The organism is Nocardia sp. NPDC051750, assembly GCF_044453135.1.
In the GTDB taxonomy this organism is placed as follows: domain Bacteria; phylum Actinomycetota; class Actinomycetes; order Mycobacteriales; family Mycobacteriaceae; genus Nocardia.
This window is the reverse complement of sequence record NZ_JBITCK010000001.1, coordinates 391,019-416,032: the sequence shown is the minus strand read 5'-3', so window position 1 is coordinate 416,032 and position 25,014 is coordinate 391,019. Positions and strand designations below refer to the sequence as shown.

The 25,014-nt window shown below is 67.3% G+C and carries 27 protein-coding genes; 16 read left to right on the top strand and 11 right to left on the bottom strand.

The genetic code is table 11. The features are described 5' to 3' along the window. The first annotated feature begins 168 nt into the window (after nt 1–168). The 5 genes from ACIA75_RS01725 (at nt 169) to ACIA75_RS01705 (ending at nt 4,816) form a co-directional block, all read left to right on the top strand. On the top strand, nt 169–516 hold the full coding sequence (locus tag ACIA75_RS01725; RefSeq protein WP_397098802.1) for a DUF3263 domain-containing protein: 348 nt from the start codon (nt 169–171) through the stop codon (nt 514–516). A gap of 57 nt (nt 517–573) precedes the next feature. Then, a complete protein-coding gene (locus ACIA75_RS01720) occupies nt 574–1,137 on the top strand; it encodes a LytR C-terminal domain-containing protein (protein ID WP_397098800.1) in 564 nt (187 codons plus the stop codon). Between the two features lie 125 nt (nt 1,138–1,262). Next, nucleotides 1,263–1,958 carry a superoxide dismutase[Cu-Zn] gene (sodC, locus tag ACIA75_RS01715; protein ID WP_397098798.1) on the top strand — a complete coding sequence of 232 codons (696 nt, stop codon included), beginning with the start codon at nt 1,263–1,265 and terminating at the stop codon, nt 1,956–1,958. Nucleotides 1,959–1,983: 25 nt separating this feature from the next. After that, a complete protein-coding gene (locus ACIA75_RS01710; RefSeq protein ID WP_397098796.1) occupies nt 1,984–3,129 on the top strand; it encodes a glutamate--cysteine ligase in 1,146 nt (381 codons plus the stop codon). 229 nt (nt 3,130–3,358) lie between these two features. Then, the gene (locus ACIA75_RS01705) at nt 3,359–4,816 is read left to right on the top strand and encodes a DUF5933 domain-containing protein (protein ID WP_397100835.1); all 1,458 of its coding nucleotides are present in this window, start codon (nt 3,359–3,361) and stop codon (nt 4,814–4,816) included. Nucleotides 4,817–4,959: 143 nt separating this feature from the next. On the opposite strand, the gene mnhG is transcribed toward ACIA75_RS01705, so the two are convergent. From mnhG to ACIA75_RS01660, 9 genes are all read right to left on the bottom strand, one after another. Further along, on the bottom strand, nt 4,960–5,304 hold the full coding sequence (gene mnhG, locus ACIA75_RS01700; protein ID WP_397098794.1) for a monovalent cation/H(+) antiporter subunit G: 345 nt from the start codon (nt 5,302–5,304) through the stop codon (nt 4,960–4,962). Continuing rightward, nucleotides 5,301–5,561: a monovalent cation/H+ antiporter complex subunit F gene (locus ACIA75_RS01695; protein WP_397098792.1), complete on the bottom strand. Its 261-nt coding sequence runs from the start codon at nt 5,559–5,561 to the stop codon at nt 5,301–5,303. The genes mnhG and ACIA75_RS01695 overlap by 4 nt, the downstream gene beginning before the upstream one ends. After that, nucleotides 5,558–6,115 (bottom strand): Na+/H+ antiporter subunit E, encoded by a 558-nt coding sequence (locus ACIA75_RS01690; RefSeq protein WP_397098791.1) that lies wholly within the window; start codon nt 6,113–6,115, stop codon nt 5,558–5,560. Before ACIA75_RS01690 ends, ACIA75_RS01695 begins: the two co-directional genes overlap by 4 nt. Continuing rightward, nucleotides 6,112–7,707 carry a Na+/H+ antiporter subunit D gene (locus ACIA75_RS01685; protein ID WP_397098790.1) on the bottom strand — a complete coding sequence of 532 codons (1,596 nt, stop codon included), beginning with the start codon at nt 7,705–7,707 and terminating at the stop codon, nt 6,112–6,114. Before ACIA75_RS01685 ends, ACIA75_RS01690 begins: the two co-directional genes overlap by 4 nt. Next, a complete protein-coding gene (locus ACIA75_RS01680; protein WP_397098788.1) occupies nt 7,704–8,084 on the bottom strand; it encodes a Na(+)/H(+) antiporter subunit C in 381 nt (126 codons plus the stop codon). The genes ACIA75_RS01685 and ACIA75_RS01680 overlap by 4 nt, the downstream gene beginning before the upstream one ends. After that, nucleotides 8,081–10,873: a Na+/H+ antiporter subunit A gene (locus tag ACIA75_RS01675; protein ID WP_397098785.1), complete on the bottom strand. Its 2,793-nt coding sequence runs from the start codon at nt 10,871–10,873 to the stop codon at nt 8,081–8,083. Before ACIA75_RS01675 ends, ACIA75_RS01680 begins: the two co-directional genes overlap by 4 nt. A 162-nt stretch (nt 10,874–11,035) precedes the next feature. Beyond that, nucleotides 11,036–13,288, bottom strand: a complete 2,253-nt coding sequence (locus ACIA75_RS01670) for an AAA family ATPase (protein WP_397098783.1) — start codon at nt 13,286–13,288, stop codon at nt 11,036–11,038. Between the two features lie 112 nt (nt 13,289–13,400). Then, the gene (locus ACIA75_RS01665; RefSeq protein WP_397098781.1) at nt 13,401–13,847 is read right to left on the bottom strand and encodes a hypothetical protein; all 447 of its coding nucleotides are present in this window, start codon (nt 13,845–13,847) and stop codon (nt 13,401–13,403) included. A 62-nt stretch (nt 13,848–13,909) separates the two neighbouring features. Beyond that, nucleotides 13,910–14,071 (bottom strand): hypothetical protein, encoded by a 162-nt coding sequence (locus tag ACIA75_RS01660; RefSeq protein ID WP_397098779.1) that lies wholly within the window; start codon nt 14,069–14,071, stop codon nt 13,910–13,912. A 201-nt stretch (nt 14,072–14,272) separates the two neighbouring features. Here ACIA75_RS01660 and ACIA75_RS01655 point away from each other — a divergent pair, with 201 nt between their 5' ends. Then, on the top strand, nt 14,273–14,725 hold the full coding sequence (locus ACIA75_RS01655) for an SRPBCC family protein (RefSeq protein WP_397098777.1): 453 nt from the start codon (nt 14,273–14,275) through the stop codon (nt 14,723–14,725). On the opposite strand, the gene ACIA75_RS01650 is transcribed toward ACIA75_RS01655, so the two are convergent. Further along, nucleotides 14,700–15,746, bottom strand: a complete 1,047-nt coding sequence (locus ACIA75_RS01650) for a beta-ketoacyl-ACP synthase III (protein WP_397098775.1) — start codon at nt 15,744–15,746, stop codon at nt 14,700–14,702. The genes ACIA75_RS01655 and ACIA75_RS01650 overlap by 26 nt on opposite strands. 247 nt (nt 15,747–15,993) lie before the next feature. Between ACIA75_RS01650 and ACIA75_RS01645 the strand changes: the two genes are divergently transcribed. The 9 genes from ACIA75_RS01645 (at nt 15,994) to ACIA75_RS01605 (ending at nt 22,731) form a co-directional block, all read left to right on the top strand. Beyond that, complete coding sequence (locus ACIA75_RS01645; RefSeq protein ID WP_357243364.1) at nt 15,994–16,254, top strand: GlsB/YeaQ/YmgE family stress response membrane protein; 261 nt, start codon at nt 15,994–15,996, stop codon at nt 16,252–16,254. A 139-nt stretch (nt 16,255–16,393) separates the two neighbouring features. Beyond that, nucleotides 16,394–17,119: a phosphatidylserine decarboxylase gene (locus ACIA75_RS01640; RefSeq protein WP_397098772.1), complete on the top strand. Its 726-nt coding sequence runs from the start codon at nt 16,394–16,396 to the stop codon at nt 17,117–17,119. After that, the gene (locus ACIA75_RS01635; RefSeq protein WP_397098770.1) at nt 17,119–18,012 is read left to right on the top strand and encodes a CDP-alcohol phosphatidyltransferase family protein; all 894 of its coding nucleotides are present in this window, start codon (nt 17,119–17,121) and stop codon (nt 18,010–18,012) included. The genes ACIA75_RS01640 and ACIA75_RS01635 overlap by 1 nt, the downstream gene beginning before the upstream one ends. Before the next feature lie 59 nt (nt 18,013–18,071). Then, entirely contained in the window at nt 18,072–18,839 is a 768-nt protein-coding gene (locus ACIA75_RS01630; RefSeq protein ID WP_397098768.1) for a Clp protease N-terminal domain-containing protein, read from the top strand. Nucleotides 18,840–18,972: 133 nt separating this feature from the next. After that, nucleotides 18,973–19,266 carry a hypothetical protein gene (locus ACIA75_RS01625; protein WP_397098766.1) on the top strand — a complete coding sequence of 98 codons (294 nt, stop codon included), beginning with the start codon at nt 18,973–18,975 and terminating at the stop codon, nt 19,264–19,266. A gap of 343 nt (nt 19,267–19,609) precedes the next feature. Further along, nucleotides 19,610–21,235 carry a chaperonin GroEL gene (gene groL / locus ACIA75_RS01620; RefSeq protein WP_397098764.1) on the top strand — a complete coding sequence of 542 codons (1,626 nt, stop codon included), beginning with the start codon at nt 19,610–19,612 and terminating at the stop codon, nt 21,233–21,235. A 164-nt stretch (nt 21,236–21,399) separates the two neighbouring features. Further along, nucleotides 21,400–21,867 carry a hypothetical protein gene (locus ACIA75_RS01615; RefSeq protein ID WP_397098762.1) on the top strand — a complete coding sequence of 156 codons (468 nt, stop codon included), beginning with the start codon at nt 21,400–21,402 and terminating at the stop codon, nt 21,865–21,867. Nucleotides 21,868–21,910: 43 nt separating this feature from the next. Then, a complete protein-coding gene (locus ACIA75_RS01610; protein WP_397098760.1) occupies nt 21,911–22,222 on the top strand; it encodes a hypothetical protein in 312 nt (103 codons plus the stop codon). 125 nt (nt 22,223–22,347) lie between these two features. Then, complete coding sequence (locus ACIA75_RS01605; protein WP_397098758.1) at nt 22,348–22,731, top strand: hypothetical protein; 384 nt, start codon at nt 22,348–22,350, stop codon at nt 22,729–22,731. Here ACIA75_RS01605 and ACIA75_RS01600 read toward each other — a convergent pair. Next, a complete protein-coding gene (locus ACIA75_RS01600; RefSeq protein WP_397098756.1) occupies nt 22,725–24,017 on the bottom strand; it encodes an MFS transporter in 1,293 nt (430 codons plus the stop codon). The genes ACIA75_RS01605 and ACIA75_RS01600 overlap by 7 nt on opposite strands. A gap of 256 nt (nt 24,018–24,273) precedes the next feature. On the opposite strand from ACIA75_RS01600, the gene ACIA75_RS01595 reads away from it, so the two are divergent. Next, nucleotides 24,274–24,864 carry a pyridoxamine 5'-phosphate oxidase family protein gene (locus tag ACIA75_RS01595; RefSeq protein ID WP_397098754.1) on the top strand — a complete coding sequence of 197 codons (591 nt, stop codon included), beginning with the start codon at nt 24,274–24,276 and terminating at the stop codon, nt 24,862–24,864. Nucleotides 24,865–25,014 lie beyond the last annotated feature (150 nt).

The window sequence follows — 25,014 nt, the reverse complement described above, 5'->3', positions numbered from 1 at the left end:
GTTCCGCCGATCAGCCTGCGGGTTTTTTGGTACATGCGTACCGGACACGCCCGGGTGGACTCGGCAGCGGCGGACCGGGTGTCGTGGTTGAATATCGCAAGGCAGTAACACAGTGAGGCGTTCGGTCACAATTCGATCGCATCCGGTGGTAACTCGGCGAGGAGCAAGATGGACGGCGCAGCAGCGCGGGATCTTTCCGCAATCCAGGGCAGTCCTCCGGCCGGTACAGCGAATACGTTCTCCGAACCGGCCCATGATCCGGACAGCGGCCTGAGTCGCCGCGAACACGAGATCCTGTCCTTCGAGCGGCAGTGGTGGAAATACGCGGGCGCCAAAGAGGAGGCGATCCGCGAAATGTTCGCGCTGTCGCCCACCCGCTACTACCAGGTCCTCAACACCCTCATCGACCGCCCCGAGGCCCTGGCTGTGGACCCCATGCTGGTGAAACGCCTACGCCGGCTCCGCGCGAGCCGCCAGAAATCCCGCGCCGCCCGCCGCCTCGGCTTCCAGGTGTGAAACCCGGCCACCGCAGCCTGCGCCCCTCCGGGGCGCCCAACCGCTAGGCTCGGGCCCGTGAGCAATTCCAACCCTGGCTCCGGTGGACCGCCGCTGCGCGCGACGGCAATGGTTCTGATCGCGCTGGCGATCGTTTTCGCCGGTCTGGGCGCGATGTCGCTGTCGAGCGCGGATTCCGACTCCGATAACGCCGAGGGCGCCGGCAGCACGTCGGCGGCAGCTGCCCCGACCGCCCCGCGTGTCACCACCCCCGTGGCGGCGTCCACCTCGGCCGCGGCGGGATCCACCACGGCGGGCGCCACCACGACCGCGGGCGCTACCACCACGGCGGCAGCCGGTGAAGTGGACAAGTCCACACCGATCCGGATCCTCAACAACAGCCTGGTCGCCGGTTTGGCGGCCACCACGGCGAACGAGCTCACGGCGCGCGGCTGGACCAATACGTCGACCGGGAACTACGCCGCCACCACCCTCGAAGCGACCACCGTGTACTACGGCGAGGAACCGGCCGACAAGGACACCGCCGCCGCGGTCGCCGCGGATCTCGGCGCCACCACCGCGCCCATGGTTCCGGGACTGGGTGAGGGCTCCGGCGTGGTCGTCGTGGTGACCGGCAGGTGATTCCGGTCGCCGGAGGTCGGGGGCGTCCCGGGCGGTTACGGCGGGCGTGGCATCATCGTCTGCGTCTAACGATCGTTGTCGAAACGCTCAACCCGTAAACTCGGTACTCGTAAAGGAGTTCCCTGATGGCACCGTCCTCATCTCGTCGCCCGGCCTGGCGGTACGTGACCCCGGTGCTGGCTGTCGCGGCTTTCGGCCTCGTTGCCTGCACGAACAGCCAGGAATCCAGCGATGTGACGGGAACGACCCCGCCGGTGTTCACCTCCTCGCCCGCTCCGGCCGGTGAGGGCGAACACGGCGGCGAACACGGTGAAGAGCAGGACACCCCGGCCGGTTCCGGTACGGAAGTCGAGCTGAAGTCGCCGACCGGCGCGACCATCGGTACCGCCAACTTCACCGATGAGGGCAACCATCTGCGCATCACCGTCGACGCCACGGGCCTGACCCCCGGTTTCCACGGGCTGCACATCCACCAGGAAGGCAAGTGCGAGCCGAATTCCGCGCCGCCCGCCGGTGGCGCGCCCGGTGACTTCCTCTCCGCTGGTGGCCATCTGCAACTCGGCGGCGCCACCGGCCATCCCGCCAGCGGTGACCTGACCTCCCTGCAGGTCCGGGAAGACGGACACGGCTACCTGGTGACCACCACCGACAAGGTCACCATGGCCGATGTGCAGGGGAAGGCGCTGATGATCCATGCCGCCTCGGACAACTTCGCCAATATTCCGGACCGCTACACCCGTGAGGGTGGTACCGGCCCGGACCAGCAGACGATGAGCACCGGCGATGCGGGCGGCCGCGTCGCCTGCGGTGTCATCGGGTAGCTACCGACCCGCTACGGAGGGCTGTATGGGTGGGGCACGGATCGATCCGGTACCGTTCCGTGGCTCGCCCCGGCCGACCATCGGGATCGAATGGGAGATCGCGCTCGTCGACAAGACGAGCCGCGATCTGTCCAACACCGCGGCCGCCGTATTCGATGCCGTCGGTGAGCTGCGCGCCCACGACGGCACTCCGCAGGTGAGCAAGGAACTACTGCGCAACACCGTGGAGTTGGTCACCGGGGTGCACGAAACCGTCGGTGCGGCAGTGCAGGACCTGTCCGGCACCATGGACACCGTGCGCCGCGCCGCCGACGGGCTCGGGGTGGACCTGTTCTGCGCCGGGACCCATCCGTTCGCGCAGTGGTCCACCCAGCAGCTCACTCGCTCGGAGCATTACGACGAGCTGATCGAACGCACCCAGTGGTGGGGCCGGCAGATGCTGATCTGGGGTGTGCACGTCCACGTCGGCGTAACTCATCGGGAGAAGGTCTTCCCGATCCTCAATTCGCTGCTGCTGTCCTACCCGCATCTGCTGGCGCTGTCGGCGTCTTCGCCCATGTGGTCGGGTTCGGATACCGGCTATGCGAGCAACCGCGCGTTGATGTTTCAGCAGTTGCCGACGGCGGGCCTGCCGTTCCAGTTCGAGAACTGGACGCAGTTCGAGCATTACGTGCACGACGAGATGAAAACCGGTGTGTTCGAACAGCTCGGCGGTATGCACTGGGATATCCGGCCCGCCCCGAAATGGGGGACCATCGAGGTGCGGATCTGCGACGGGATCTCCAACCGCGCCGAGCTCGCCGCGCTGGCGGCATTCATCCACAGCCTGATCGTGCACCTGGACGAACGGGTGGAGCGCGGGGAAGATCTGCCCACGCTGCCGCCGTGGCATGTGCAGGAGAACAAATGGCGCGCCGCTCGCTACGGCCTGGACGCCATCGTGATCGTGGACGCCGACAACACCGAACGCCTGGTCACCGACGACCTCGACGACCTGCTGAACCGCCTCGAACCGACCGCGAACCGCCTGCGCTGCGCGGACGAACTCGCGGCCGTCGCCGAGATCCCCCGCCGCGGAGCGAACTACCAGCGCCAGCGCCAGACCGCCGCCGCGGCACAGGGCGACCTGATCGCCGTGGTCGACGCACTCGTCCGAGAACTGCGCGGTTAGGCCCGGATCCGGGCCGAACGGGCTTACCCCCGTGGCCTCCTTGACTCGGCAGTGGGCGCGTCAGGTCCTGGTGCAAACACTCCTGTTCGCATGCGACCCGCCCCTCCCTGTTCTCTGCATGCGACCGGTCAGCAACCCGCGCCGCCGAAGGCGGCGCCATAGACACAGCCCGTAGATCTGCCGTTCACGTGCCGTTTACGATGAGCGGGTGCTAGTCGAAAACCCGAATATGGGAGCTGGAGCCGCGGCGCGCAGATCCGCGTCGCAACGGGGGATTCGGGTGTTCGCCGTCCTCGCGGTACCGCTATTGCTGCTGGTATTGCAGGGAGTGGCGCTGTGGCGGGGGTACGAGGGGCCGCTGGAGAGCGTGGTCCGCGACTACTTCGGTACGCCCAAATCGATGACGGTGCCCTGGGCGGGGCTGGTGCTCGCGCTGGTCGGGCTGGGTAACCGGCACCGGGTGATCGCGTTCGGGGCGGCCGTTCTGATCGATATCGTCTACGCATGCGCCCGCCTGATCGCGGGCGGGCCGTTCACCGTCGGCAACGGGCCCGTGCTGGTTCTCACCGGGCTGGCTGTACTGGCTTGGTGGCGCTGGGAGGGGAAGCAGCGGAGTAATGCGCTGCGGGCCGCCGCGCTCGGTGCCCTGCTGATCCTGGCGACCAAGGTCGGCGACGTCTGGTTGCACATCACCGTCGACCTGCGGCCGCAGGTCCTGGACCAGTATGTGATGCTCGCTGATCACGCGCTCGGCGATCCCGCCTGGGTGATGGGCCGGGCACTGGAGGTGCTGGGGCCGGTCCCCGAGGCCGTCCTGCATTGGGTGTACATCGAGCTGCCCGCCGCCGCGATCGTGGTCGCGGTCTGGCAGTTGCGCCGCGTGGTGGCGGGTGGCCGGTGGCCGAACCATTACCTGGTGCGCACGTTCCTGGTGCTGGGCCTGGTGGGCCCGCTGGTGTACATCCTGTTCCCGGTGGTCGGCCCCATGTTCGTCTACGGGATGGACGGGAACGGTTTCCAGGTGGGCAACTACTGGCCCGGTGTGGTGCCGCCACTGGATCGCGGTCCGGAAGCGCTACCGTTCTCCGATCTCGCACCGCGTAACTGCATGCCGTCGATGCATACGGCGTGGGCGCTGGCATTGTTCCTGCACACGCGCCGCAATGCCGACGGCACACTGGCGCCCACCTGGCTGCGCTGGGGCGGGACGTTCTGGCTGCTCTGCACACTGGCCGCGACCCTGGGCTTCGGCTACCACTACGGTGTCGATCTGGTTGCCGGCGCGGTGCTCTGCCTGACGGTGGAGTCGGCGCTGCGCGAACCGGAGCGCGGCTGGGGCTGGTTCCGGGTGCGTCTGGTCGGCGGCGGGGCGCTGGTCCTGGTGACGCTGTTGCTCGGATACCGCTATCTCGCGGTGCATATGGCCGATTACCCGGTCGTGGCCGGTTCGATCGTGCTGGCTCTGCTGGCGGCAGTCGCCGCCGGATTCCACGCGACCTGGTTCGCCCGCCGCCGCAGCGATCTACCGCTCGCCCCCGCATCGAGTTCGGCCCGTACCGACAAGTTCCTGACCGGTACGGTCAACCGGCCGGCCCCGCACCCCAGCGCGGTACCCCTTCGGACGCAGACCCCGGATGGACCGGCAGTGCCCGCCGACTCCCCGATAGCGCCGGTCGAATCGCGCTGACACTGACTCCCGCCCTGGAGTTCTGGTCGAAGCCCGGATCAAACGTGTCCAGCGGCAGTGCCGAGTCTTACGAGGCCCTTGGAGGTTTCGGCCCAAGGGGGCCGAAACCCGCGACGCCGCAGGCGGCGCCAAAAAACAGAGCCTTACTGCTGCTCGTCCATCTTGTCGCCGAGTTCGTTCACCGCGAGCGGGATCTTGCGGTGCCGCTGCTCCCGGTAGGCCGTGCGGCCGATCAGGTGGGCGATCACCGGGGCGGTGAGCAGGGTGAACAACCCGACCAGGACCAGCATCCACACGTTCGGGTCGTCGTAAACCCGCAGGCAGGTACCGGCCAGGACCAGGTTGAGTCCGATCACCTGCGGTTTGGTCGCGGCGTGCATCCGCAGCAGCGTGTCCGAGAACCGGACGATGCCGATCGCCGCAGTGAGCGCCAGCAGCGCACCGAGGATGATGAAGGTGCCGGAAACCCAGTTCAGGACCGTGTTCATCGATCGTCCCGGACCCGGTAGCGGGTGACGGCCGCCGATCCCAGAAAGCCCACCAGGGAGAGCGCGACGATCGCGGGGACCACGGTGGTGTCACGGCTGTAGGCGGCCCAGACCGCGAGACCGCAGATCGCCATCGCGATGATCGAGTCGATGCCGACCACCCGGTCGAGGGTGTCCGGGCCGGCGAGGATGCGGTACGCGGTGATCAACGCGGCCGCACCGAGCAGGACCGCGGCCACCACGGCGACTACGTTCACGACTGCACCTCCTGGGTGGGCGCCGGCGGTAGCGGGGTGGCGCGGCGCTGGAACGCCGCGATCAGTAATGCCTCCACTTGCCGGATGGTGCGGTAGAAGCTGTCCACCGCTTTTTCGCTGCCGACGTCGATGACGTGGACGTAGACCTCGCACCGTTCGCGATCGATCTCCAGCACCATGGTGCCGGGTATCAGGTTCAGCAGGTTGGTGCACAGCACCAGCACGAGATCGGATTTGAACGCGAACTGCACCCGCAGCACACCCGATTCGGGGGGCGGGCCGGGTCGCAGGGCGAACCAGGCCAGCTGCAGACTCGATTCGATCGCGTAGTAGACACTCACCGCGACCAGCTTCAGCAGCGGCAGTATCCGCAGGTGTCCGCTGACCGGTATCCGGGGCAGCGGCAGGGTGATCATGATGACCGCACCGACCACGAGGCCCGCCAGTACGTTCGCGATGCTGATCCGCCCCCACAGCGCCACCCAGACGACGGTCAGCCAGATCAGCACGCCGATGCGCAGTACGTTGTCGCGGCTGAGTGCGAGCCGGATCATTTCGTCCCTCCACCGAGGACGGCGCCGATATAGATGTCACGGTCCTGTAGTTCCGTGGCGGACCGGTCGGCGATACCCAGAATCGGCCCGGCCCAGACCGTGAGGGAGAGACCCACCGCGACCAGCGCGGCGGTCGGCAGCACCATCATGACGGGCAGGCGGCCGGGGTCGGTGCGCTCGTCGTAGAGCATGTCGGTGTGGTCCTCCACCAGGGTCGGGAGGGTCGCGGCGACCAGGTAACCCTCCGGCGCCTGTTCGCGCGGCCGCCAGAACGCCTTGCTCCAGACCCGCGCCATCACATACAGCGTGAGCAGGCTGGTGACCACCGAGCCGCCGACCAGGATCCAGGCGAGTGCGCTGCCGTCGGCCGCACCGGCCTGCAGCAGGGTGACCTTCCCGATGAACCCCGAGAACGGCGGGATACCGCCGAGGTTCAGCGCCGGGATCAGGAACAGTCCGGCCAGCAGCGGACTCGCCGCCGCCATCCCGCCGACCCGGCGCAACGATGTGGAGCCCGCTTGCCGTTCGATCAGACCGGCCACGAGGAACAGCGCGGTCTGCACGAGGATGTGGTGCGCGATGTAGTAGACGGTGCCCGCCAGACCGAGCATGCTGGCGATCCCGACACCGAACATCATGTAGCCGATATGGCTGACCAGCGTGAACGACAGCAACCGGCGGATATCGTTCTGCGCGATCGCGCCGAAGATACCGATCAGCATGGTGAGCAGGCCGGCGATCAGCAGCAGGTTGTCGAAGCCGCCGTCCGGGAACAGCAGGGTCTGGGTGCGCACGATGGCGTACACGCCCACTTTGGTGAGCAGGCCGGCGAACACCGCGGTCACGGGGGCGGGTGCGGTCGGGTAGGAGTCGGGCAACCAGTTCGACAGGGGGAAAACCGCCGCCTTGATGCCGAACGCGACGAGCAGGACGCCGTACACGGCCTGGCGGATACCGTCGGGAACCGTCTCCATCCGCAGCGCCAGCTGCGCGAAGTTCAATGTTCCGGTGGCCCCGTAGGTGACGGCGATCCCGATCAGGAAGATCAGCGACGACACCATCGACACCATCACATACGACACCCCCGCGCGGATCCGTTCCGCGGTGGCGCCGAGGGTCAGCAGGACGAACGAGGCCACCAGCAGGATTTCGAAACCGACGAACAGGTTGAACAGATCACCGGCCAGGAACGCCATCGACACACCGCCGCTGAGCACCAGGTAGGTGGGCCAGAAGATCGAGGTGGGCTGGCGTACTGTGCTGTCGCCGATATTCTGGCCGGCGCCGTAGACCGCGACCGCGAGCAGCACAATCGCCGATACCAGCAGCATGGCGGCCGATAGCCGGTCCACCACGATGGTGATCCCGATCGGTGTCTCCCAGCCGCCGACCTGCACGGCGACCGTGCCGTCGCGGTCGGCCAGGTACAGCATTCCCGAGCAGACCACCACCGCGGCGGTGAGCGCGACCATGACGACCACCCGCTGGATCCGGGGGCTGCGCCCGACGACGAGGGTCGCGGCGGCGGCCAGCAGTGGGATGAGTACCGGTAGCGGCGCGAGCGCGGGGAGCAGGTTCTGCGGCAGGGTCATTCTTCGGGTTCCTCCCGCTCGCGCGCGGCGATCCCGACATCCTCCGGGTCGTTCTCGACTTTTTCGCTGGTGGTCAGGATGTAAGAGCGGTAGGCCAGGGCCAGCACGAACGCCGAGATCCCCATGGTGATGACAATGGCGGTCAGCACCAGGGCCTGGGCCAGCGGGTCGGCCATCCGGTCGCGGACGGAATCGGCCGCGCCCTGGATGGGCGGCGCGCCGTCCGGCCCGCCCATGGTGAGGATGAGCAGGTTGACGGCATTGCCGAACAGCAGGATGCCGAGCAGCATTTTCGTGACCGTGCGCTCCAGCAGGAGGTAGACCCCGCAGGCCACCAGGACACCGACGACGATCAACAGGGTGAGGTTCGCGCTCATGATTGCACCAGCTCGTCGTCCAGCCGCGCGCCCAGGCTGCGCAGTACGTCCAGGACCAGCCCCACCACGATCAGGTAGACACCGAGATCGAAGAACAGTGAGGTCACCAGTTTGATGTGACCGAGCAGCGGCACCGTCGCCTCCACGATCACCGAGTACAGCGGCGGGGCACCCAGCAGCAACGAGACGGTGGCCGTTCCGGCCGCCAGGATCAGGCCGGCGCCCAGCAGGCGTCCGGCGTCCACGGGCAGGGCCTCGCCCAGTTCGTACTGGCCGCCCGCCAGATAGCGCAGGACCAGCGCCAGACCGGCGATGAGACCGCCGGCGAAACCACCGCCGGGGGCGTTGTGGCCGGAGAAGAAGAAATAGACCGACAGCACCATGATGGTGGGGAACACCAGGCGGGTCGTGATCTGCAGGACCATCGACCGCTCGCGGCGATCCACCAGCCGGCCGGCGGGCAGCCAGCTCACTTTCCCGGGCCGGTAGTTCGGGGCGTCGGCGGCGCGCGGCGGCAGACCGAACCGGCGGCTGCGGAACACCAGCGACGCCACTCCGGTGGCGGCCACCACCAGAACCGATATCTCGCCGAGGGTATCCCAGGCCCGCATATCGACCAGGAGCACATTGACCGCGTTCTTACCGCCGCCGAACTCGTAGGCGGCCGCGGGGATCCGTTCCCAGATCGGCTCGGTGCTGCGGGCGGCGGTCGCGAACGCCGCGAGTACCGGCACGGTGATACCGGCGGCGATGGCGATCGCGGCCCGGCCGATCTGGAATCCGGCCTGCTGTTCCGGGCCGATCTCGGCGGGGAAGGCCCGCAATACCAGGACGAACACCACCAGGGTCAGCGTTTCCACCAGGAACTGGGTCAGGGCGAGGTCGGGTGCGCCGTGCAGGGCGAAGATCACGCCGCAGCCATAGCCGGTGAGCCCGACCGCCAGCACACTCGCCAGGCGGTTGCGCAAGACCGTGGCCCCGAGCGCCATGGCGATCATGATCGCGCCGATCACCAGTTGCATCGGGCGATCCCAGAGGCGTAACTCCACGCCGGTGCGGGTGCCGACGGCCAGGACCACCGCGGGCAGGATCACCAGGGTGCCCAGGATGACGGCCTGGGTCAGCGGCAGCGAACCACGCTGCACCGAACCGGTCATCCGCAGGGACAAGCGGTCCATGGCGCGCAGGGCAGCATCGTAGCCGCGGTCGGCGTTGCCGAGCAGGGTCGCCGATTCGCCGAACCGGTCGCGCCGGACGAACAGCAGGGCACCACCGGCGACAACGACGACGGACAGCAGCAGCGGCAGGTTCAGGCCGTGCCAGAGCTGGAGATGTGCTGTCAGTTCTCCGGGGAGCGTGGCCGCGTACGGTGCCAGCAGGCCGTCCATCCAGGGTGCGGCGAGTCCGGCGCCCAGCGAACCCAGGGCGAGTAGCGCGGGAGCGGCGATGAATGCCGGCCCGGGTGCGTGCCAGTCCGGAACCCGAATAGCGCGTTTATCGGCGAAGGCGCCCCAGACGAAACGCGCGCTGTAGGCGACGGTGAGCATGGACCCCAGCACCACACCGGCCAGGAGCAGCCATTTGCCGGTGCCGCTCAGCGGCGGATCCGCCGCCAGTTCCGCGGCCAAGGCCGACTCCTTGGCCACGAAACCCCACAGCGGCGGAATTCCGGCCATACTCAGCGCCGCCAGCACGGAAGTGGCGAGGAGGACGGGTGCGCGGCGCCCCAGGCCGGACAGTTCGCCGATATCGCGGGTCCCCGCACCGTGGTCGATGATGCCGACCACCAGGAACAAGCAGGCCTTGAACAGCGCGTGGGCAACGAGGAGTCCGATACCGGCCAGCGCGGCGTCGGGGGTGCCGAGGCCGACCATCATCACGAGGAAACCCAGCTGGCTGACGGTGCCGAAGGCCAGGAGCAGTTTCAGGTCGGTGACCTGCATCGCGCGCAGCCCGGCCAGCAGCATCGACGCCAGGCCGAGCGTGAGGATCAGCGGCCGCCACACCGGTTCGTCCGCGAACGCGGGGGCGAGCCGGGCGATCAGGTAGACACCGGCCTTCACCATGGCGGCGGCGTGCAGGTAGGCGCTGACCGGAGTGGGTGCGGCCATCGCGCCGGGGAGCCAGAAATGCAGGGGGACGATGGCGGACTTGCTCAGCGCGCCGACCAGGACGAGCACCAGCGCCACCTGGACGGCGATACCGTCCGGCACCTCGGGTGCCGCGAGCAGGTCCGAGAGCAGATAGCTGCCGTAACTCTGTCCGAGTACGACGATGCCGACCAGCATGGCCAGGCCACCCGCCCCGGTGACCAGGAGTGCCTGGAGTGCGGCCCGGCGCCCGGCGGCGCTGTCGGAGTTGTGCCCCACCAGCAGGAAGGAGAGCACCGTGGTGATCTCCCAGAAGATGAAAAGCAGCAACATATTGTCGCTGGTGACCAGCCCGAACATGGCCCCGGCGAAGGCGACCAGCCAGGCGGCGAAGGAGCCCAGTTTGGGTTCGTCGTCGGTGAAATAGCGGGCGCAGTAGGCGAGTACGAGCGCGCCGATTCCGAGGACCAGCGCGCTCATCACGGTGGCGAGCGAGTCGAAGCGCAGCTGCAGAGACAGATCGATGGTCGGTGCCCAGGCGTAGCTGACCTGCTGGGTTTCGTTCCAGCCCGCCATGACCCACACCAGCGAGGCCAGCGGCACCAGGGCCAGTGGATAGAACGCGTTGCGGCCCATCACTCGCACGGCTGCGGGCGCGGCAAGCGCGGCCAGGGCGTGTGCGAGCAGGATGGCGAGCAAGCGTTACCTCCGTCGGAATCAGGGGCGGCGGGGTATTGCGCGCTCATCATATGCGAGCACGAATTGGCACCATCGTACAGATATGCGGACCTCGGTCCGGATCCGGCTACCGTTTGGCAACGATCTGCCCAGGTCAGACATAACGGACAGGGTGTTACCGGATCAGTGGCGAGCCTCCGCGTAACGGCGCAGTGCTTCGACCTGTTCGGGGTCCAGGGACGGCCGCACCGCACGGCGGGCGGCGGCTATATCGTCAAGGGTGACGTCGGCCGCCATCACATCGCGGCGCATGGCCGCCAGTGCGGCCTCGCGCAACAGTGCGGCACAGTCGGCGGCGGAGAAACCGTCCAGGTCGGCTCCCAACTGTGCCAGGTCGACCGACTCCTCCAGCGGCACCGAACGCCCCGCGGTCCGCAGAATTGCCTCCCGGGCCTGCGCATCGGGCGGCGGCACGAAAACCAGGCGTTCGAGGCGGCCCGGCCGCAACAGCGCCGGATCGATGAGTTCCGGACGGTTCGTGGCGCCCAGCACCACCACATCACGCAGCGGTTCCACCCCGTCCAACTCGGTCAGCAGTGCCGCGACCACGCGATCACCCACCCCGGAATCGGAGCCCTGCCCCCGCCGCGCCGCCAAGGCGTCCACCTCGTCCAGAAAGATCAGCGACGGTGCCGAATCCCGGGCACGCTGGAACAGTTCCCGCACCGCGCGCTCGGACGAGCCGACCCATTTGTCCATCAACTCCGCGCCCTTGACCGTATGCACGCTCAGCTGGCCACTACCCGCCAGCGCGCGGACCAGGAATGTCTTCCCGCAGCCGGGCGGCCCGTACAGCAACACTCCGCGCGGCGGCTCGATCCCCAGCCGCGCGAACGAATCGGGATGCCGCAGCGGCCACAGCACCGCCTCGGTCAGCGCCTGTTTGGTCTCGGCCATATCGCCGACATCGTCGAGTCCGAGGCTGCCGATCGCCAGCTCCTCGGTCCCTGAGCGGGACAGCGGCCGGATCACCTCGAGCGCGCCCAGCAGGTCGTCGTGCTCCAGCCGCGGCTCGGCACTCTCCCGGCTCGCCCGCGCCGCCGCCCGCAATGCCGCCTCCCGGCACAGTGCGGCCAGATCGGCCACGACGAAACCGGGGGCGCGCGCGGCGACCTCCTCCAGCCGCAGCTCACCCGTGGGCACCTTGTTCAGCAACTGTTCCAGCAGCGCCTGCCGGATCGCCGCGGTAGGCAGGGCCAGGGCGAGCTCGCGGTCACACAGGTCGGGCGCCCGCAGCCGCTGGTCGACCGCGGTGGGATGCGCGGTGGTGGCCAGCAGTGCCACACACGGTTCGGCGACCGCCGCGCGCAGCTGGTCCAGGATCAGGGTGGCCACCGGTTCGGCCGGTTCCGGCAGCAGCGCATCGATATCGGTGACCAGCAGCACCCCGCCCTTACCCGACCCCGCAGCGGCGACAGCAGCCGCGACCTCACGCAACCGGGCACCGCTCTCGGCGGCCCCCACGGATGGGCCGTCCAACTCCACCACCCGGCGCGGCGCGGCCACCGCCCGCGCCAGCGTGGCCTTACCCACACCGGCCGGACCGGTGATTAGCACACCCAGGTGCGGCGCGGCACCCAGCACCTTCAACAGCTCGGGTTCATCCAGCGCCAGACTCAGCCATTCGCCGAGCTTGGCCGCCTGCGGCCGCGCCCCGGCCAGTTCCTCCACCCGGACCTCGGTGGCCGGGGCGTTCGTGACCGGAACCGTCCCCGGCAGATCCGTTTCGCACACGGTATCGAGATGACTCGGCACCAGCAGTTGATCCGGTGCGCCCTGCCCGTTCACCCGCACGGTTGCCGGATGATTGCCGGTCACCGCCCCCGCGGTCCATTCGACCGCGGAATTCGGTTGCACACTGACCGGAACGCCGGCCGGTTCCGTCGCGACCACGGTCAGGAGCTCGGAGGTCCAGGCGATCCCGAACGCCCGCGACAGCGCCTGACTGGCTTGCGAAGACGGAATATCCGGGCCCAGATCGCGGGGCAGCAGCGAGACGGTATCGCCGACCGTCACCACCTTGCCGAGCAGTGCCTGCCGCAAGGTCGCCGCGGGGATGGACTGCGTGGCGTGCTGCGACCCGCTCACCGAGATGTGCCGGGCACCCTGCACCGGCGCGGGCGAGACGACGACGGTGGCGTTCTCCCGGAGGCCGACGTTGGACAGGGTCACATCGTCGAGCAGTGCGGCTCCCGCGGGGGTGCCGGCAGGGGCCCGCCCGGCCACGGCCGCGGTACGGCGTGCGCCGACCAGTGCGATTCCGTCCCATTCGCGTAGCCCCAGCGCGGTCAGCACTTCCGGATGGAGTCGGATCACCCCACGCCGAGCGTCTGCGGCGGACGAATTCAGTCGGACGGTCAAAGCCAGTTCAGCCACAGTGTTTATTCTGCGCTGTATTTTCTGGCGCCGCCTGCGGCGTCGCGGGTTCGGCCCCCCTTGGGCCGGGCCAAAACCTTCAAGGGCCTCGTAAGACTCGGCGCCGGGTGCGCTAGCCGTTGACGACTATGCCGGAGACTACGGCGACCTTCTGATCGGCGAGTTTTGTGGAGTTGCAGACCAGTTTCGCGGTGCCGAGGGCGGCGTTGGGGTTGCTGACGAAGGCGCTCTCGGGGTTCTCGGAGAGAATTGCCTGGACCAGCTGCTGCTGTTCCGGTTCGTCGAGCTGGGCGAACTGGGCGCAGGTCGTGTCGGTGGCCCGGGCCGGGGAGTCCTCGGCGGGGGTGCTGGTCTGTGCGGGGGCCTCGGCGGTGGCGCTGTTCCCGTCCGGCGCGGGGGTGTCGCCGGTATCGGATTCGGTTTTCGGCGCGGTCTGTGCGGTCGCGGTGTTCTTCCGGAGTCCGGACGCTTCGGCCGGCTCCTCCTCCGACGAGCAACCCGCCAGCGCCAGCGCCGCGAGAGCGGCAGCGGCCGCGACAACAGTTGAGATTCGCTTCATCACGCAGTCCCCGGGGTCAGCCACGCCGGAGCCTCCGGCGCGACGTGCAGAGTACCGGGGAATCAGACTCGGTGCTTGCGCACCATATCGAGTTCGGTGGGGGTGAGCAGACGTTCCAGGCGTTCGTCGACTCGGTCGTCGCCGATGGCGTCATCCGGTTCGAGGGCGGGGAGCTTGGGTAGTCCCTCGGAGTTGTGGCGGCGCAATAGCGAGCGAAGGTTCACGGCCCATCACCTTACCGTAGCTGAATGTTTGCTGGCGTCGTGTCTTGCTTGCGGTGGCGTATACGGAACCGGCTGGTCTTCCATCTTCGATTCTGCTTGCGGATCGACGCTATCGATACACGGCCGGGGAAAACGTGACCGAGCCGTCGCCGATCGCTACCCTTCCTGATACTTGTAGTTTCAGCTATCCCGGAGGCACCGTTGCCGAAAAACTTGGAAACCAGCATCGACATCGCCGCCTCGCCGGAGCGTGTCTGGGCCGTTCTCGCAGACCCGAGCCGGATGCCGGAGTTCAGCCCGCAATGTGTGCGGATGATCCCCATCGGCAAACCCAAGGCGGGCGTACTCACCGTGAACCTCAATCGGGCCGGCTGGAAATTCTGGCCGACCACCTCGCGCATCCTGCGCTACGAGAAGAACAGCGCGCTGGCGTTCCGGATCAGCCAGAACCGGACCATCTGGACCTACACCTTGGAACCGGCCGGAGAAGGCACCCGGCTGATCGAACGCCGGGACGCCCCCAACGGCACCACCTGGGTCTCGCGGACCCTGATCAACGCCCTGCTCGGTGGCGAAGCGGCCTTCGAAGAAGACCTGGTGCGCGGGATGGACGAATCGCTGGCGAAGATCAAGACAGCGGTTGAGGCGGGCTGAACGCCGGCAACCGCACCACCTGCGCCGCGTAGGACAGCCCGGCGCCGAAGGCGATGAGCAGGGCGCTGTCACCCGGCTTCGATTGCCCGGTGCGCAGCAGGGTCTCCATCGCCAGCGGGATCGAGGCTGCCGAGGTGTTGCCGGCCTCCTCGATATCGTTGGCCAGGGCGCAGTTCTCGGGGAGTTTCAGCACCCGCGCCATGATTTCGATGATCCGGCCGTTGGCCTGGTGCGGGATCATGGCGTCCAGGTCGTCGATGGTCAGCCCGGAGCGGTCGACGGCGTCGCGGCAGACCTTCTCCAGCGAGTGGGCCGCCCACCGGAAGACCGCGGTCCCCTCCATCGCAAGATAGGGGCGCACGGCGTCGAGACCCTTCTCCTCGATTTCGGTGAAGAATTCGACCCAGTCCTTGTCCTGCCGGATCGCCTGGTGTTGCGTACCGTCCGACCCCCAGACGACCGGTCCGATTCCCGTTTCGGGGGCCGGGCCGACCACCACCGCGCCCGCGCCGTCCGCGAACAGGAACGCGGTGCCGCGGTCGGCCGGGTTCACCGTGTCGGACAGTTTCTCCACGCCGACGACCAGGACGTGCGACGAGGTTCCCGCGCGCACCAGGTCCGAGGCCATGGCCAAGCCGTGACAGAAGCCGGCGCAGCCGGCCGAGATATCGAAGGCCGCGGCACCGTTGGTGCCCAGTTCGGTGGCGATCCGGGGGGCGGCGGCGGGGGTGAGCAGCAGGTGGGTGGAGGTAGCGACGATAACGCAATCGATCTGATCACCGGCGATCTCGGCGGCTTCCAGGGCGCCGCGAGCGGCGGCGACGCTCATCGAGTGGATGGTTTCGGTGTCGTCGGCGAACCGGCGGGTGCGGATCCCGGAGCGGGTCCGGATCCATTCATCGCTGGAATCGATCGGCCCGGCTACTTCGTCGTTGGTGACGACGCGGGCCGGGCGGTAGACGCCCAGTCCCAGGATCGCGGTGAACTGCGCCCCGGTCGTCTGGGCGATCTGAGTAGCCATGGTGCTTCTCCTATGTACCTGCGGCGCGGCCGCGAGGGTTGACCCGGTTTCGATTGGATTCCTCACCCGGCGGGACGGCCGGGCGGCAATCCGAAGACATGAGGCACCCTCATATTAGCTCGCTGTGAGCATATCGGCAGCTTGTCTCCGATTTTTGCCGGTGGTTATGCGATCGGAACCCGGGTATGGCCCGGGTACAGGCCCGCCACCGCGAGCCTGATATCGGAGAGATAAGCGAGGAATACTCATGCTCGGTCTCGGCATCATCGGCTGGATCATCATCGGCGGCATCGCCGGATGGATTGCCAGTAAGATCATGAAAACCGATGCGCAGCAGGGCATCCTGCTCAATATTGTGGTCGGTGTCGTAGGTGGCCTGCTGGGTGGCTTCCTGCTCGCGGCCCTCGGGGTCGACGTTGCGGGCGGCGGCTGGTGGTTCAGCTTCTTCACCTGCCTGGCCGGCGCCGTCATCCTGTTGTTCCTGGTGAAGTTGGTCGTCCGGAGGTAGCTCGGGACCGACGCCCGGCGGCCGGGACCCTGTTCGGCGTAAGGTGTGAACGCTTGCGCCGACAGGTTCGCACCGGTCGCCGCAGGTGTCCGTCGCACACCGGTCCGAGTGGATCGACCGAGTTTTGAAAGAGGATTCAGTGGCACGCCGTCCCACTCCGCCCGGTACCCCGGAACGTACCGGTCCGGGCCATCTGGCCGATCTGGTGCGCAAAGCGATCCCGCCGATGCATCCGGCCGGTCTGCCCTTCGTGGCCGCGCCGCTGGCCGTGGCGGTACTGGGCGGCCGGCGCCGCTGGGTCCGCCGGGCCGGCCTCGCCGCCGCCGCGGCGAGTGCCACCTTCTTCCGGCACCCCCATCGCGTCCCGCCGAACCGGGCCGGAGTGGTCGTGGCCCCCGCAGACGGCGAGGTGGCGCTCGTCGATACGGCCGCGCCGCCCGCGGAGCTCGGTCTCGGTGACGAGCCGCTGCCCCGGGTGAGTATCTTCCTGTCCGTTCTGGACGTGCACGTGCAGCGCACGCCGGTCTCCGGAGTGGTCCGGGACGTGCGCTACCAGCGGGGAAGCTTCAAGTCCGCCGACCTGCCCGAGGCGAGTGCGGTCAACGAACGCAACAGCATGCTGATCGACACCGCAGGCGGGAAACAGGTGGTGGTCGTCCAGATCGCCGGCCTGCTGGCCCGGCGCATCGTCTGCGATGCCGCGGCCGGTGATCGGATCACCATCGGCGACTCCTACGGCCTGATCCGTTTCGGCTCCCGGGTCGATACGTACTTTCCGGCCGGTACCGAACCGCTGGTGACCATCGGGCAGCGGACGATCGGGGGGGAGACGGTGCTGGCGGTTCTGCCGTCGGCCGGATCGTGATGGAGCAGGTTATCGAAGGCAGGCGGCGCCGCTCGATCAGGCTGCTGCCCAGTATCGTCACGATTCTCGCGCTGTGCTCGGGGCTGTCCGCGGTGAAATTCGGCCTCGAAGGTGAGCTGGAAATCGCCCTGGCGATGATCGGCGCCGCCGCGGTGCTGGACACGCTGGACGGCCGGCTGGCCCGGCTGCTGTCGGCCACCACTCGGATCGGCGCGGAACTGGACTCCCTCTCCGATGCCATTTCCTTCGGGGTGGCTCCGGCCCTCGTGATCTATGTCGTGCTGTTCAATGGGGAGAGCAGCGGTGCGGGCTGGATCATCGCGCTGTTGTTCGCGGTGAGTATCGTGCTGCGGCTGGCGCGGTTCAATACGCTGCTGGACGACGATACGCGGCCGGATTGGGCGCGGGAGTACTTCGTCGGAGTGCCCGCTCCGGCCGGCGCGCTGATCGCCCTGGCGCCGATTGCCCTGTACGTGCAGTTCGGTGACGGCTGGTGGACGAGTTTTCCGATCGTGGCGGCGTGGACCGTGTTCACCGCGGCGCTGTGTGTGAGCACGATCCCGACGCTGGCACTGAAATCGGTATCGGTGGCGCCGCAGGCCGCCGCGGGTCTGCTGGTGCTGGTGGCGCTGGCCGGGGCCGCGTTGATCACCTATCCGATCGTGCTGTTGCTGGTGCTGATCGTGCTGTATCTGGGGCACATCCCCTTCGCCTGGTATTCGCAACGCTGGGTGGCCGCCCGCCCCGAGACCTGGCAGTACAAACCCGCCGAACGCCGCGCTCAGCGCCGGGCCGACCGCCGGTTGCCCGTGCTGCGCCGCCCCGATATCCGCCGGCCGGTGATGCGGGGCGATTCGCGGCTGCGGTTGCGCCGGCCGGGCGGGCGGAACTGAATCCCATCGAGCGTCAACTTTCGGTTGACGATCGTTATACGTCAACCTATCGTTGACGCATGACTTCTCCAGTGCGTTTGGACGACCTCATCGAGGCCATCAAAAAAGCCCGGCCCGACAATGCTCTCGAACAGCTCTCCGACGCGGTGGTCGCCGCCGGTCACCTCAGTGATCTGGCCGACCACCTGATCGGCCATTTCGTCGATCAGGCCCGCCGTTCGGGGGCCTCCTGGACCGAAATCGGTACGAGTATGGGCGTCAGCAAACAGGCTGCCCAGAAGCGATTCGTGCCGAAGGGTCCGGGTGATCCGTCCGCCGAAATGGACCCCAACGCCGGATTCGCGAAATTCACCGAGCGCGCGCGCACCATGGTGGTGGCCGCGCAGGAAGCGGCCAGTGTCGCCGGCAGCGATCAGATCACCCTCGTCCACCTGATCCTGGGCCTGCTCAGCGAAGCCGACAGTCTGGCGGTGCGGCTCATCGCCGACCAGGGCGTCGCGCCGGCGGATATCGCCACCGCCGCGACAGCGGCCGCGGGCGCGGAACCCGGCGCGGCGATCTCGCCCGAGGAGCTGAAGGCGGCCACCGCGGCGGGCAAGATGAGCGGGCTCGTGCCCTTCGACGCCGAATCCAAGAAAGCCCTGGAACTGACATTCCGGGAAGCGCTGCGACTCGGTCACAACTACATCGGCACCGAGCATGTCCTGCTGGCGATCCTGGAGCAGGAGAACGGTTCGGGGCTGCTGTCCGGCGCCGGTCTGCGGAAGGATCCGCTGGAAACCCGCCTGAAAGAGATTCTCCAGCAGATCGTGGCCGGTAAGCAGTAGGACACCGGTGGCGGAAACGCCTCCCAACTCGGTTGTCGCGCGAAATCCGGTCGGGTGCGGTGGGTGCTGCCGGGCCGCGCGCGTTCGGCTGCGGTGCTCCCGGCTCGGGCACCTGCCCCGGTAATCTATAGCAATGGCGGATGAAACGGACCCCGATCTGGTCGCTGGGGAGACCCGGGACGATCTGCTACGCGCACTGACCTATGTGTCCACCGAATCCCTGTCCGACGGGAGTTATGTGGTGAACGGCGATCTGCCGCCGGAGGTCGCACCGCCGTTCATTCGCGCGATCATGCGGGTCGAAGCCGAGCTCCTCCTGCACGATGCCGAATTCGTCACCATCGACGAGGGCGAACCGCGAACGCCCGAGGAGCGCCGCGCGGACGCCTTCCTGGCTCTCGCCCTCCGCGTCACCGACAGTCTCTGAGTTCGGCGCCGGCCTCCGGCGGCGCGGGCTCGGGCCCCCTTGGTCTCGATTCTTCACTATGTCGCTCCAGAATCGAGACGGGCCCCGAACCTCTTCGGGTTGCTGGACCGGGGATTGTTGTGGTCTTCGCGGCGGCCGACCTTGCACTCGCCACCCGCGAGTGCTAAAAATGGCTTTGGCACTCTCGATCGGTGAGTGCCAGGTCGGGACGGTGAGATCGGGTTACAACGACACCCCTGGTCGTCCGTCGCGGGCACCGAGCCTGGCCACAGCGTAACTAAGGGTGATCCGACAATGCGGTCATCCTGTGTGTCAGCCTCATTACTTGGAGGATCTCACCGCAATGGCCAAGACAATTGCGTACGACGAAGAGGCCCGTCGCGGCCTCGAGCGGGGTCTGAACGCCCTCGCCGACGCGGTCAAGGTGACGCTGGGGCCGAAGGGCCGCAACGTCGTGCTCGAGAAGAAGTGGGGCGCCCCCACGATCACCAACGATGGTGTGTCCATCGCCAAGGAGATCGAGCTGGAGGACCCGTACGAGAAGATCGGCGCCGAGCTGGTCAAGGAAGTCGCCAAGAAGACCGACGATGTCGCAGGCGACGGCACCACCACCGCCACCGTGCTCGCCCAGGCGCTCGTGCGTGAGGGTCTGCGCAATGTCGCGGCCGGCGCGAACCCGCTGGGCCTGAAGCGCGGCATCGAGAAGGCCGTCGAGGCCGTCACCGCCAAGCTGCTCGACTCCGCCAAGGAGATCGACACCAAGGAGCAGATCGCCGCCACCGCCGGTATCTCCGCGGGCGACTCGTCCATCGGTGAGCTCATCGCCGAGGCCATGGACAAGGTCGGCAAAGAAGGCGTCATCACCGTCGAAGAGGCACAGACCTTCGGTCTGTCGCTGGAGCTCACCGAGGGTATGCGCTTCGACAAGGGCTACATCTCGGGCTACTTCGTCACCGATCCCGAGCGTCAGGAAGCGGTCCTCGAGGATCCCTACCTGCTGCTGGTCGGCTCGAAGGTCTCCACCGTCAAGGACCTGCTGCCGCTGCTGGAGAAGGTCATCCAGGCCGGTAAGCCGCTGCTGATCATCGCCGAGGACGTCGAGGGCGAAGCCCTGTCGACCCTGGTCGTGAACAAGATCCGTGGCACCTTCAAGTCCGTCGCCGTCAAGGCCCCGGGCTTCGGTGACCGCCGCAAGGCCCAGCTCGCCGATATCGCCATCCTCACCGGTGGCGAGGTCATCAGCGAAGAGGTCGGCCTCTCCCTGGAGACCGCCGGCATCGAGCTGCTCGGCCAGGCGCGCAAGGTCGTCGTCACCAAGGACGAGACCACCATCGTGGAGGGCGCCGGCGACGCCGAGGCCATCCAGGGCCGGGTCGCGCAGATCCGCACCGAGATCGAGAACTCGGATTCGGATTACGACCGCGAGAAGCTGCAGGAGCGCCTGGCCAAGCTGGCCGGCGGTGTTGCGGTGATCAAGGCCGGTGCCGCGACCGAGGTCGAGCTCAAGGAGCGCAAGCACCGCATCGAAGATGCCGTGCGCAACGCCAAGGCTGCCGTCGAAGAAGGCATCGTGGCCGGTGGTGGCGTGGCTCTGCTGCAGTCGGCTCCGGCTCTGGACGATCTGAAGCTCGAGGGTGACGAGGCGACCGGCGCGAACATCGTCCGCGTCGCGCTGTCGGCTCCGCTGAAGCAGATCGCCTTCAACGCGGGCCTCGAGCCCGGTGTTGTCGCGGAGAAGGTTTCCAACCTCCCCGCCGGCAGCGGCCTGAACGCCGCGACCAACGAGTACGAGGACCTGCTGAGCGCGGGCGTCGCGGACCCGGTCAAGGTCACCCGTTCGGCCCTGCAGAACGCGGCCTCCATCGCGGCCCTGTTCCTCACCACCGAGGCCGTTGTCGCCGACAAGCCGGAGAAGGCCTCGGCCGCCCCGGCCGATCCCACCGGCGGCATGGGCGGCATGGACTTCTGAGTCCTGCCTCCTGGCAACCTGTTTCACACCGAGGGCCGGTCCACCATCAGGTGGGCCGGCCCACGGCCTGTTCTGACGGTGCCCAGCGAGCGGATTCGCACCGGAAACCCATCCGGTCCACGCGGATAACTGAACTACTTTCGAAGTCTTGCTAGGATGGTGGCATGGCTACTCGGACCTTCGCTTTTTCGACGCTGATCAATAAGCAGACCAGTGTTTTTCCTGCACTCGAGGATTCGGACGTGATTCTCGAACGTCGCGATGCGGAAAATCTGGTGCTCATGCGCTCGGAACGATTCGACGCGATGGTCCAGGGCCTCGGTCTGGCCGCTCGGTCGCTCGCGATCATTGCCAAGACGAACCGGTCCCTCGCCGAGGAAGTCTTCGCCGAGGAGCTACCTTGGCTGACTTGGCTACCGGCCGACGCTCGGCCGCAGTGCGTCACCGAACTTCTGGACCAACTCCTGGCCGGGGCTGCCACCGGACTGTTGCTGCCCTTCGCGCGTGCATTCGGTGAATGGCAGTCGACCGCCGAGATCTACTCCGACCCAGAGCTGGCCGCACGCCTGCGCGGACCGTTCGATACCGCTGACGCGGTGGAAGCCGACCGTCCCGGCGGTGGAGATGACTGACAAGCTCGGGCGTGGTGACGAAGTCCGACGGCCGACCGGATGGGTGATCCGGCTGGTCGATCGGCGGGCTGCGATCGGCTGGGCGGCGCTCCGATCCCAGGTCCCGGAAAATCTGGATCGCGCCTGGCTGGCTCTTACCGCTGATCCACGATGCCGCGACGAGCCCGCGCGACAGCATCCGTTGAGATACGACCTTGCCAGGGTGAAGGTGGGTGCCGGTGACCTCGAACAATGGCAGTACGAGGTCACCGGCGGCGGCCGCATCTGGTATGCCATCGATGACGAGCACTGGACTGTATGGATCACGCAGGCCGGCACGGGTCATCCGAAGCAGACGGACAAGCGTCGCCGCTGAGGCCGGCCCCCGGTGCGCCCTGGAGCGACCCGTGCGGCGATGAGTAATTCTGTTGCGGCGGTGCAGAGTTCGTTTCTATGGTGATCTCTGCCGGAATCGTCCGGCTCAGGGGAGGTCATCAAACCATGAAGCGCGTTTTCTTCGTACTCTTCGCAGCGTTGTTCGTCTCGCTGGTGCCCGTGGGTGTCGCTACCGCGGAAACCGGCACGCATACGAATTCCGGAAGCTGTTCCGGACAGACGCTGAGCTGGGGTTACTTCTATGCCTACACCTACCAGTACGCGTACGTGGTGAACGGCAAGTTCCAGAACGAATCGCACAATTTCAACTTCAACGGCTTTCTCGACGGTGCGAACGATGCCGATTTCGCCTACGGCATGGACAAGAAATGGATGGTCTACCGGTCGGGCGACTTCGACATAGCCGTGCCCTACATCGAGGGCGCCGGCCTTTTCGTCAAGGACAACCGCACGCGCGACAACGAGTGGATCAAGCTCTGCAGCTACTGAACGTTCTGATGGCTATGCGGCGTAGAGCCGTGCACTGCTGAAGAACCGCCTCGTGGCCGTGAGATCGATTGTGTTCGCCGCCAGGGAAGTAACGCTGAACTGGCCAACAGTGTGATGGCAGCGAACCCGATCGCGACTCGGGGGCTGGTGGCGCCTGCGATGACTCCGCCAAGGGCTATGAAAGCGGGTTGGAAGCTCTTGGCGCTGATCGACCAGGCGGTGCCGACACGTGCCATGTGATCGTCGGCGGTGCAGTTCATCCGATAGGTCGTGAAGACAGGATTGAACACACCGGCACAGAAAAGTAGCAGCGCCTCGGCGCCGATGATGACGATGAGCCCGGCCGTGCCCGGACCGGCGAGTAGCAGCAGACCGAGCCAGCAAGTGCGCAACGTCCCGAAGCCGAGAAGGACGGCCCGCTCTGTGAACAGTTCGACGAGCTTGGGGGCGCATAGCGCGCCGAGGAGACCGCCGAGGCACGGGACGCCCAGGGCGAGCCCGTACTGCCACGGGGAGAAACCTAGTTCGCGCAGCATCAGCAGCGCCAACAGCGGTGTGGTGAGCATGATGGAGCCGCCGAAGGCCATGGCATTCCAGAACAGCCGGTGCAGAGGGGGGTGGTCGAAGATATAGGTCCAGCCGCTGCGGATCTCTACCCACCAATGGTGTTCGGGTCGTCCGTGCATCGGTTCTGGTTCCGAGGTGGTGATACTCCGGATACCGAGAGCGGACAGCAGGTAGCTGACAGCGTCGATGACGAGAGTGATCGTGGTCCCGAAGATCGAGATGAGTGCGCCACCTACTGGAGCGCCGATGGTGGAGGCGGTCCAGAAAGTGGTCTCGAATCGGCTGTTGGCTCGTACCCGTAATGGTTCGGGAACCAGGGATTTGAGGTACGCGCCGCCGGCGGCGTTGGAGACGATGGCGCCCAGAGTCTGGACCGTGACAACAATGCACAGGTGGGTGTAGGTGAGGACCCCGAACCAGCCGGCCAGTGGCACGCTGGCGAGGGCCACGAAGCATACGAAGCTGGTGTGGACGATGATGCCTCGTTTGCGGCGGAACTCGATGAACGAACCCATCGGCAACGCGATGGCGGCGCCGGCGATACCAGCGAAGGCCGCCATAAGTGCTACCTGCAGATCAGAGGCGTTTACCGCGAGGATCGCTACCAGCGGTAACGCGCCGGACCCGAGTGCGCTACCGACCTGACCGACGGTGACCGACGCCCAGAGACGCCGAAAGTCGGGCGAGAGCCGCTCGGTGGAGACAGGGGTGTGCGTCAACGAACGTTCTCCGGCTGATGGGGAGGCGCTTGTGGGTGAATCGGTGATATGAGCCTAGATGGTTCCGTCCGTCGGATTTTCGCGTCAGCCCGCGGCAGACGCCCTCCGCCGCGGTGATCACGGATTTGGCCGAACTCCGGTGCGCGTTCTATTCGGTGAACGGAGGGGAGGCCGCTGCCGATGGTGGCAACCCGCGAAACCAGGTGCTGGGGGGTGAGGGCTAGGTTCGAGGTCGAGGCGAGGGAAGGCGTGCGCGGTGGCCAAAGTGTTTTCGGGGATCGATGCGGGGTTGCGGGAGTTCATCGGGAAGCAGGCGATGTTCTTCGTCGCGACCGCGCCGTCCGACGGTGGGCGGGTGAACCTGTCGCCCAAGGGGTACCGCGATACCTTCGCGGTGCTCGACGAGCACACCGTGGCCTACCTGGATCTGTTCGGTAGTGGTGTGGAGACCATCGCGCATCTGCGGGACAACGGGCGGATCACCATTATGTTCTGCTCGTTCACCCGGAACTCGCGGATTCTGCGCTTGTTCGGCACCGGACGGGTGGTCCGGCCGGACGAGGCCGAGTTCGAGAACCTCCGGCAGCATTTCGGGAGCGATCATCCGGGTGTCCGGATGGCCATCGTGATCACGGTGGATCGTATTGCGGACTCGTGCGGGTATTCGGTGCCCTACTACGACCTGATCGGTGAACGTCCGGTGCTCGACGCCCATCATGCTCGGCAACCTGCGGAAAAGTACGCCGGGCGGATTGTCGGCGACAACGGGCACAGCATCGACGGCCTGCCCGCGCTGGATCCCGAACATCCCGTGCCACCGGCGGCCGCGCCTCGGTCGACCGATTAGGCGCCGGAGAAAATCCGGTGATCCGGTACCGGCTCGGATGCATTTCGTCCCGCTCGCCCCGGGCGGCGGATTTCCCCCGTGTGGCAAGGCGGTCGGCGACTCCGTAGGGTCCATAGGTCACGTTGTGCCGGACGTGGCGTTCGCGGATGG